Source organism: Planktosalinus sp., assembly GCF_059864935.1.
This window is the reverse complement of the sequence record NZ_JCBCCK010000329.1, coordinates 1-6,460: the sequence shown is the minus strand read 5'-3', so window position 1 is coordinate 6,460 and position 6,460 is coordinate 1. Positions and strand designations below refer to the sequence as shown.

The window sequence follows — 6,460 nt, the reverse complement described above, 5'->3', positions numbered from 1 at the left end:
ATGGCTTTTTCGGATGATAATTATTTAATGTCAGTTATGATGGATCTAAATCTTAATAGATTTGGTTTTAATTTTTTCTCGTCATTTGTATAAATAATATGGCGATAAGGTTTCCCTTTAGATAGTTTGATATGACTTTCGGTAATTAATTCCTCCTCTTTAAAAAGAGATTCATTTTCGCCAATTTTGTAAATATTGAAAACGGGAAATGGCAATTCTATTCTAACTCCTCGCATTCTAGGCGTATACATATTCCATAATGGCAAGTATTCCTTTTTTGTTATTGCCCAACAACTAACAAACACATACATTCCTAAATCACCAGAGTCGATTGAAACACCTTCTCTAGTATCGTTTACAGTATTTAATGCCGAAAATCTAATCGTCTTATTGGCTAAAATTAAAGCTAGTGAATTGATTTCTGTATAGTGATAAAGATTTCTTGGTATGCTCATTTTTCAAATGGCGGCTAATTTGATTATATGCGGAACTTTTATTTGGGTAGCCTACTTATTCGGCAAGCTATACCAAGTTATAACACATGTGTTTCAGGTATTTTTATTAAGCTTTTAAAAAAATATATGCTTATATGAAAAGGGGGTTTTCAAACTTAAACCATTTTTACAAATAATCAAAACTAATTTGAGCTTCTAAACCGCATCTTTTTGTCATCACCACCCCACAACCCCCAAATAAACCGTAGAAGACGCCTGTTTGGGTGCTTCTTGAGTAAACCCCACCCAGATATGCACGGTTTGTCCAGTCCAGTCTTCCGGTAGCGGGAGTAGGGCGGTGGTGTCTTGGCGGTCGGCCAGGTGGAGGTGATAGATAAAGTTGTTGCTTTGTTCTGCAAAGGCCACCACCATCAAGCGGTCAGTAGGCTTTGCGAGGGGGCGGTTGCTGTTGTCTGCCCATTGCAGGAGCAACTCGTTGGCCGGTTGAAGGGTTTGGATGGCATTTTCCGGTACGGGCAGTATGCCACGGCTAATTAAGGCAATGGGGTAGTCCACCACATAGCCTTGCCCGGTAAAGCGCACGGCTTCTTTAAGATGATAAGAGTTTGCAGCATGAAAAGCCGCCCTCTTGGGATTGTCGGGGATAAAGGCTGCACGTAGCACGGGTTTAATCGGCGTTAGAAACGCCATTGTTGCTTTCATTTTTGTTCGCTGGTAGCGTTGCGCCTCAGATTGTTTGCCGTTATAAGTATAACCGCTGCGCACAAAGTTGCCGTGTGTGCCTTTTACAAACACGACAGGGCCTACCTTCCCGGAGACTTCGCCGGTGGGCCCGCCATAGATTCTTCCCATAGTAAATTGGTTTGAAGGTTGTTCATACTGTTGCTTTTTGGGGATAGGGTCACTGTTCTGCTTTCCAAAAATCAATGGACACACAACACTGAAAATGGGGATGGTAACTAAAATCTACCGGTGACCAATGCCAAACGGCTAACCAAAGCTAAATCATAAATCGCTAATCTCCAAACGTTTCAGTGGTTTTTTGATGGGTTTCAATGGAACTAAACAGTGGCTAAATAGGTGATTTCTCCGTATTTTTGACAGTTTTTCCCCGTAAATAGGAACTTTATACGGAGAAAGTACGGAGAAAATACGGAGAAACTACGGAGAAAGAGTGGGTGAAATTGACACAAGGCTTTCCCGTTTCTTTGCGGCTTTGCGTGAAAAACAGGGCGCATTTCACCGGCTTCGGTTCATGACATCCATTATTTACAGGATATAAAAACGCAACTTTCAGATTGTGTGCTCCTTGGGGACAAAGTATATTTATCTCAATCCGTTCAGCTTGATTTGTTCAATGAGGTAAATATCCAATTGAAAACACCAAAAAGGGTAAACCAGAAAGATTACAAACCACAATTCTATCAGTTCAAAAAGTACAGGAAACGTATTGAAACCTTGTTTTTACAATTATGTGACCAGTTTATGATCAGAAGGAATTACGCCAAAACTTTTGAAGGTTTTAAAACTCGTATTTTAACCAAAATCACAACCCTTACAACAATTCAATACCTAAACAAATTTGTGTTCAACAGAAATATTAACAACCTAAAAATTAATTTCGTTTAATAATGCACCACGGGTTTCATAAATTATTATTGCCTTTTAAGGTTAATTCTTTTTCCAAATTGGGTGATGGTTACCTGTTTGCAATGGGAGGGATAATCTAAAGAATACATCTCATTCAAATCAATAACTTCATCTGTCATAAACAGGCCTTTACATTCCATAGTTCCTTCGGGAGAAAATCTTGAAACATGATAATGATTTTCTGCAGTTGTTTTTTCAATTAAAAACCAAGAGCCGGCGCCTTCTCCAGATAACCATTTGATAGTTTTAGGTAAACCAGGAGGTGGTTTTTCAGGAACGGGAAGTATTTTGGGTAACTGAATCATAATTTTATTATTTCCATTTCGCCACAATCTAATTGATTTTCAAGCTTTTTTTCTGCACCACTATAAGCTGAAATAGCTCCACCAAAAGCCATTAAATTCCACATAGGTGTTGGGCTGACAGTTAATGGAAATTTTAATTTTAGTTTTTCAGAAGCCGAAAGTAAACCTGCTTGAATTACACTACTCACAAAACGCGAGCAGTTGGTTCCTTTTACAACAAAAGGACCATAGGGTATAAATTCTTTTTCTTGTAAACTTTTGGCAAAATTAATTGCTGAATTAAAATTGATTTTAACAGAAGCTCCCTTTATTATGCCTGTTCCGTGAGTTGATGGGTTATTGTAAAGTTCCTGAAGAATTTCATCAATATTTAAAATCGTTTGACTGTCGTTTGACAGAACAGCTTTGGTTTTGATTGTCAAATCGTGGTCTGTTTCTGAGTTGCGCACTCGACCGTGTCCATGTGGCGCATGATAACGACCAAAATCAAAATAATGACACTCTTGTGTCACATTACTTACAAGGATTAATGCTGCATGTCCCACTTTATAATAGCCGTTTTTACTTATTTTTAAATAGTGAAGCGGGATATCATACCAGGCACCGGCTCGTTTACATTGCGTCTGTGGCCAGGCTAAAGCAATTGCAAATCCGTTATGCATAGGTTATTCGTTTAATTTTATTTGTTAGGTTGTTTTTTTGATTGTTTAGCAAATCATAATAGTGCATTGTAAAATGATCAAAATTAAACGCCACTTGGGTGATGCTTAGGGTTTGCAAGCCGTTTTCTCTATGAATAACAATATTATTATCAGGATTATTATGGTCTGTAAATGAATGAAAGTTGAGGACACTTTCACGATCAGGTTGGTTTTGTTTTTCTATCAAATCCTTAAATGAATGTGCTCTTCTGCTCTGTATTGCTTCATCATAAAGTGTTACTGATGACCATATTTGAGGTTGGTGTGTTTCCAGGTCTATTAAGTGCTTTTCTTTTTCGTCCCAACGAAATTCAAATAAGTTATGTTTTTCCCTAAAGTCTGAAATGATTAGGGTAAAAGGCTCTACTTCTTCTAAAGAAACCATCTCAAAAAAATCATTGATGTTGTTGTATTGAAATGCTTCCAATAACACTTGTCCTCTACTTTTTTTATAGCTTGTTTTTCTTGTGTGATTTTTAAATGCTCCATTTAGCAAACAACAAACGCGTCCACTATCTGATGTGGCTATCCAAGTGCCACCGGCTTTATTATCTTTTGGAAAGAAAATCTCCTGATTGCCAATTTTTTCTGCTCTAGGCAAATCAGTTGGGCGTGCTATTTTTTCATCTCTATTGGAGGTGAGTATAAATTTTCCAAATGAAAGCGGTATATAACTTACTGTGCACATGTTTTTTGATAAAATAGGGTAGAGGGTGCAACTCCTAAGCTGCTGTCAATTTCTAACTTATCTTCAGTCAAACCAATTTTGATAATGGCAATATGGTGTGTTGTGTGGTCCAAAACATAAGCTAATTCTCTACATATTGAGGATTTTATTAAAATAGTTTCATCTAAACTACTTGAGTAGTTGGCTTTTATTTTCAATTCACCATCTTGGTGAATCTTTTTAATAACCATTTGGATTTTATCAATTTCACTGAGTACATAATTGATTTCAGTTTCAAGGCGCTTGTCTCTTTTGCGTTCATCATAACAAATCAAACCACTTTCAAGTCCATTGGCAAAACAGATGTAAAATTCTATAATATGTCTAAAGTGTTGACCAATAGTTGAATTGCTTAGAATTTTTTTAGGTTGAATAAATACATCGAATGGAATTTGTATTAATAAACTTCTTATTTCCTCCAGTTTTACTAAGGAATTATCAACAAGCGTCATATATTGATTTTAAATTATTTTTTTTGGGAGACCAATTCACCATTTTGTTAAAATTAGTCGTTGCAATTTAATTAACCTAACATTTGTTTATAATAAAGAATTTAAAAATGTATTTTTTAAATGAACTAGATTAGTAATTTTAGCTGTAAATAGCTATAAATATAGTGATTATAATTTAAGATTTAATTATTTTTACGTTGCCTTTTAGCTTCAAAAATAAGAATTGCGGCGGCAACTGATACGTTCATCGAGTCAATTTCGCCTTCCATGGGAATAATGATGTTTTGAGCGGATTTTGAAAGCCATTCATCACTCAATCCGGTGGATTCGGTGCCCACTACTATGGCACTGCCGGTGGTGAAATCCACTTCGGTGTAGTTTTTACTGCTCTGTAATGCTGCACAGTAAATGTGGATGTTTTTTTCGTTTAAAAAGGAGATGATTTCTTCTGTGCTGCCCGTTGCCACCTGATTGGTGAACAAACAGCCCACACTGCTCCTGATGACATTGGGATTGTACAGGTCTGTTTTGGGATTGGCAATGATTACAGCATCGAGTTTTGCAGCGTCTGCCGTGCGCAATAAGGCACCGATATTGCCCGGTTTTTCGGGAGTTTCGGCAACGAGTATTAATGGGTTTTTATTTTCAAGCTTCAGCAAATTTAACCCGTGATTCTTTTCCTTTACTATAGCCATAATGCCTTCAGTGCTTTCGCGGTAAGCGATTTTTTGATACACTTCAATGGGTACTTCAATGCGCTCTATGGGCTGATTGATGAGGTGCATCAGCACGGTTTCGTTGTAGATTTTATTGCAGTAAACCAGGGAAACAATTTCATAGCCGCCTTTAAAAGCCAGAGTGATTTCGCGTTCGCCTTCCACCACAAACATGCCCGTTTTTTTACGCTCGCGCGACTTCTCCTGAAGCAAAAGCAATTGCTTGATAAACGGGTTTTGTAAGCTGGTGATGAGTTTTTGCATGTAACAAAGGTATTTATTTTTTGTCAAGTTAACCCCCAAGTTTTAGTTTATGAATGCATTTATAAATAACTTTGAAGATTGTTATAGAGATCTATTTATGAAATTTAAGCACGTATTATTTTTCCTTATTTTCTGTTGTTTTTCTTGTGCAGAGAAAAAAACGGATGAGACTCCAAAAACTACTAAAGAAGTAGTTGAGGTTTCCCCTTTTCCTGTGAAATTGCAAAAAGTATTTGAAGCTCACGGTGGGTTAAATATATTTCAAACCTTTGGTTCATTGGGTTTTACCCTTGAGAAAGATGGTCAAAGCAAGTTCTTTAAAACCAATCTGAAAACCGAAAAAGCCTTGATGGAAGGCCCCAATTTTTCTTTAGGGTTTGATGGAAAAGGAAAATGGACAAACGATAAAACAAATACCTTCAATGAATCACTTTACCTAGAATGCTTTAAAGAGCTTTACAGTGCAACCATGCCTTTTTTAGTTGTGGAGGATGGTGATTTTTTCACAGTGCGACTGGATGAAGAAATTTTTAGGGTGAACTATGGGGTGATACATATTGGTTTCGGTAGAAGGTCAGGGAAATCTCCTGATGATGAATATGTGATTTACTATGACAAAGAAACACATCAGATTGCCTGGCTGGCCTATCGGGTGGTTGAAATGGGCAGGTATAAAAGAAAGTATTGGCAGTTTGTGAATTATAATGCTTTTCAAGACATGAACGGACTTTTATTACCAAAAAAATGGACCCTCTATGATGCTATAGGAAACCGACCCGCCAATAAACTGTATTCCATTGAAATAACCGGGCTTCATTTATATGAAGAACCTTTTTCAGATTCGGTTTTTGATGCTCGTGAGGGGAGTGTTTTTAAATAAAAGAGTTGGGTTAAAAATGATGATTAGCCACTAAGGCACCAAGGCTCAAAGTTTCACGAAGAATTATTTTTTAATTAACAACGCTTTGTGCTTCTTAGTGTCTTAGCACCTTAGTGGCATTTTTACTTTTAGGATTTTTTAGACTGCCTTGAAAAGTAATTTATAAAACTTTATTTTTCAGACTCATACTTTTCTGAATACCTCTGGTATAATTTGGTATGGTGAGATTCCAAAGAAATTTCCCTGCCATCGATAAAGGCGTGGGTTAGGTTGTTTGTTCTCATGTCCAATGCATCGCCTTCTGAAATAA

The 6,460-nt window shown here is 36.9% G+C and carries 8 protein-coding genes and 2 pseudogenes; 2 read left to right on the top strand and 8 right to left on the bottom strand.

Going from position 1 to position 6,460, the window contains the following annotated elements:
- Window positions 1-20 precede the first annotated feature (20 nt).
- Together AC6F75_RS10595 and AC6F75_RS10590 are read right to left on the bottom strand one after the other, a co-directional pair.
- A complete protein-coding gene (locus AC6F75_RS10595; protein WP_500714992.1) occupies window positions 21-455 on the bottom strand; it encodes a hypothetical protein in 435 nt (144 codons plus the stop codon).
- A 216-nt stretch (window positions 456-671) separates the two neighbouring features.
- Window positions 672-1,307, bottom strand: a complete 636-nt coding sequence (locus AC6F75_RS10590) for a DUF6266 family protein (protein WP_500714991.1) — start codon at window positions 1,305-1,307, stop codon at window positions 672-674.
- Between the two features lie 384 nt (window positions 1,308-1,691).
- On the opposite strand from AC6F75_RS10590, the pseudogene AC6F75_RS10585 reads away from it, so the two are divergent.
- Window positions 1,692-2,084, top strand: a pseudogene (locus tag AC6F75_RS10585) (transposase); the annotation flags it as partial.
- 26 nt (window positions 2,085-2,110) lie between these two features.
- Here AC6F75_RS10585 and AC6F75_RS10580 read toward each other — a convergent pair.
- The 5 genes from AC6F75_RS10580 to AC6F75_RS10560 form a co-directional block, all read right to left on the bottom strand.
- Window positions 2,111-2,410 carry a DUF6695 family protein gene (locus tag AC6F75_RS10580; protein ID WP_500714990.1) on the bottom strand — a complete coding sequence of 100 codons (300 nt, stop codon included), beginning with the start codon at window positions 2,408-2,410 and terminating at the stop codon, window positions 2,111-2,113.
- A complete protein-coding gene (locus AC6F75_RS10575) occupies window positions 2,407-3,072 on the bottom strand; it encodes a hypothetical protein (protein ID WP_500714989.1) in 666 nt (221 codons plus the stop codon). The genes AC6F75_RS10580 and AC6F75_RS10575 overlap by 4 nt, the downstream gene beginning before the upstream one ends.
- On the bottom strand, window positions 3,065-3,799 hold the full coding sequence (locus tag AC6F75_RS10570) for an NRDE family protein (RefSeq protein ID WP_500714988.1): 735 nt from the start codon (window positions 3,797-3,799) through the stop codon (window positions 3,065-3,067). Before AC6F75_RS10570 ends, AC6F75_RS10575 begins: the two co-directional genes overlap by 8 nt.
- Entirely contained in the window at window positions 3,787-4,290 is a 504-nt protein-coding gene (locus tag AC6F75_RS10565; protein ID WP_500714987.1) for a DinB family protein, read from the bottom strand. The genes AC6F75_RS10570 and AC6F75_RS10565 overlap by 13 nt, the downstream gene beginning before the upstream one ends.
- Before the next feature lie 182 nt (window positions 4,291-4,472).
- Entirely contained in the window at window positions 4,473-5,270 is a 798-nt protein-coding gene (locus AC6F75_RS10560) for a TrmH family RNA methyltransferase (protein ID WP_500714986.1), read from the bottom strand.
- A 97-nt stretch (window positions 5,271-5,367) separates the two neighbouring features.
- Here AC6F75_RS10560 and AC6F75_RS10555 point away from each other — a divergent pair, with 97 nt between their 5' ends.
- Window positions 5,368-6,150, top strand: coding sequence for a hypothetical protein (locus tag AC6F75_RS10555; protein WP_500714985.1), 783 nt, complete (start codon window positions 5,368-5,370; stop codon window positions 6,148-6,150).
- Window positions 6,151-6,320: 170 nt separating this feature from the next.
- On the opposite strand, the pseudogene AC6F75_RS10550 reads toward AC6F75_RS10555, so the two are convergent.
- Window positions 6,321-6,460, bottom strand: a pseudogene (locus tag AC6F75_RS10550) (amidohydrolase family protein); the annotation flags it as partial.

Bases quoted from the DNA above. Each gene is read 5' to 3' on its own strand.
- AC6F75_RS10560 (WP_500714986.1), bottom strand. From the start codon at position 5,270: ATGCAAAAACTCATCACCAGCTTACAAAACCCGTTTATCAAGCAATTG.
- AC6F75_RS10565 (WP_500714987.1), bottom strand. From the start codon at position 4,290: ATGACGCTTGTTGATAATTCCTTAGTAAAACTGGAGGAAATAAGAAGT.
- AC6F75_RS10590 (WP_500714991.1), bottom strand. From the start codon at position 1,307: ATGGGAAGAATCTATGGCGGGCCCACCGGCGAAGTCTCCGGGAAGGTA.
- AC6F75_RS10570 (WP_500714988.1), bottom strand. From the start codon at position 3,799: ATGTGCACAGTAAGTTATATACCGCTTTCATTTGGAAAATTTATACTC.
- AC6F75_RS10580 (WP_500714990.1), bottom strand. From the start codon at position 2,410: ATGATTCAGTTACCCAAAATACTTCCCGTTCCTGAAAAACCACCTCCT.
- AC6F75_RS10555 (WP_500714985.1), top strand. From the start codon at position 5,368: ATGAAATTTAAGCACGTATTATTTTTCCTTATTTTCTGTTGTTTTTCT.
- AC6F75_RS10575 (WP_500714989.1), bottom strand. From the start codon at position 3,072: ATGCATAACGGATTTGCAATTGCTTTAGCCTGGCCACAGACGCAATGT.
- AC6F75_RS10595 (WP_500714992.1), bottom strand. From the start codon at position 455: ATGAGCATACCAAGAAATCTTTATCACTATACAGAAATCAATTCACTA.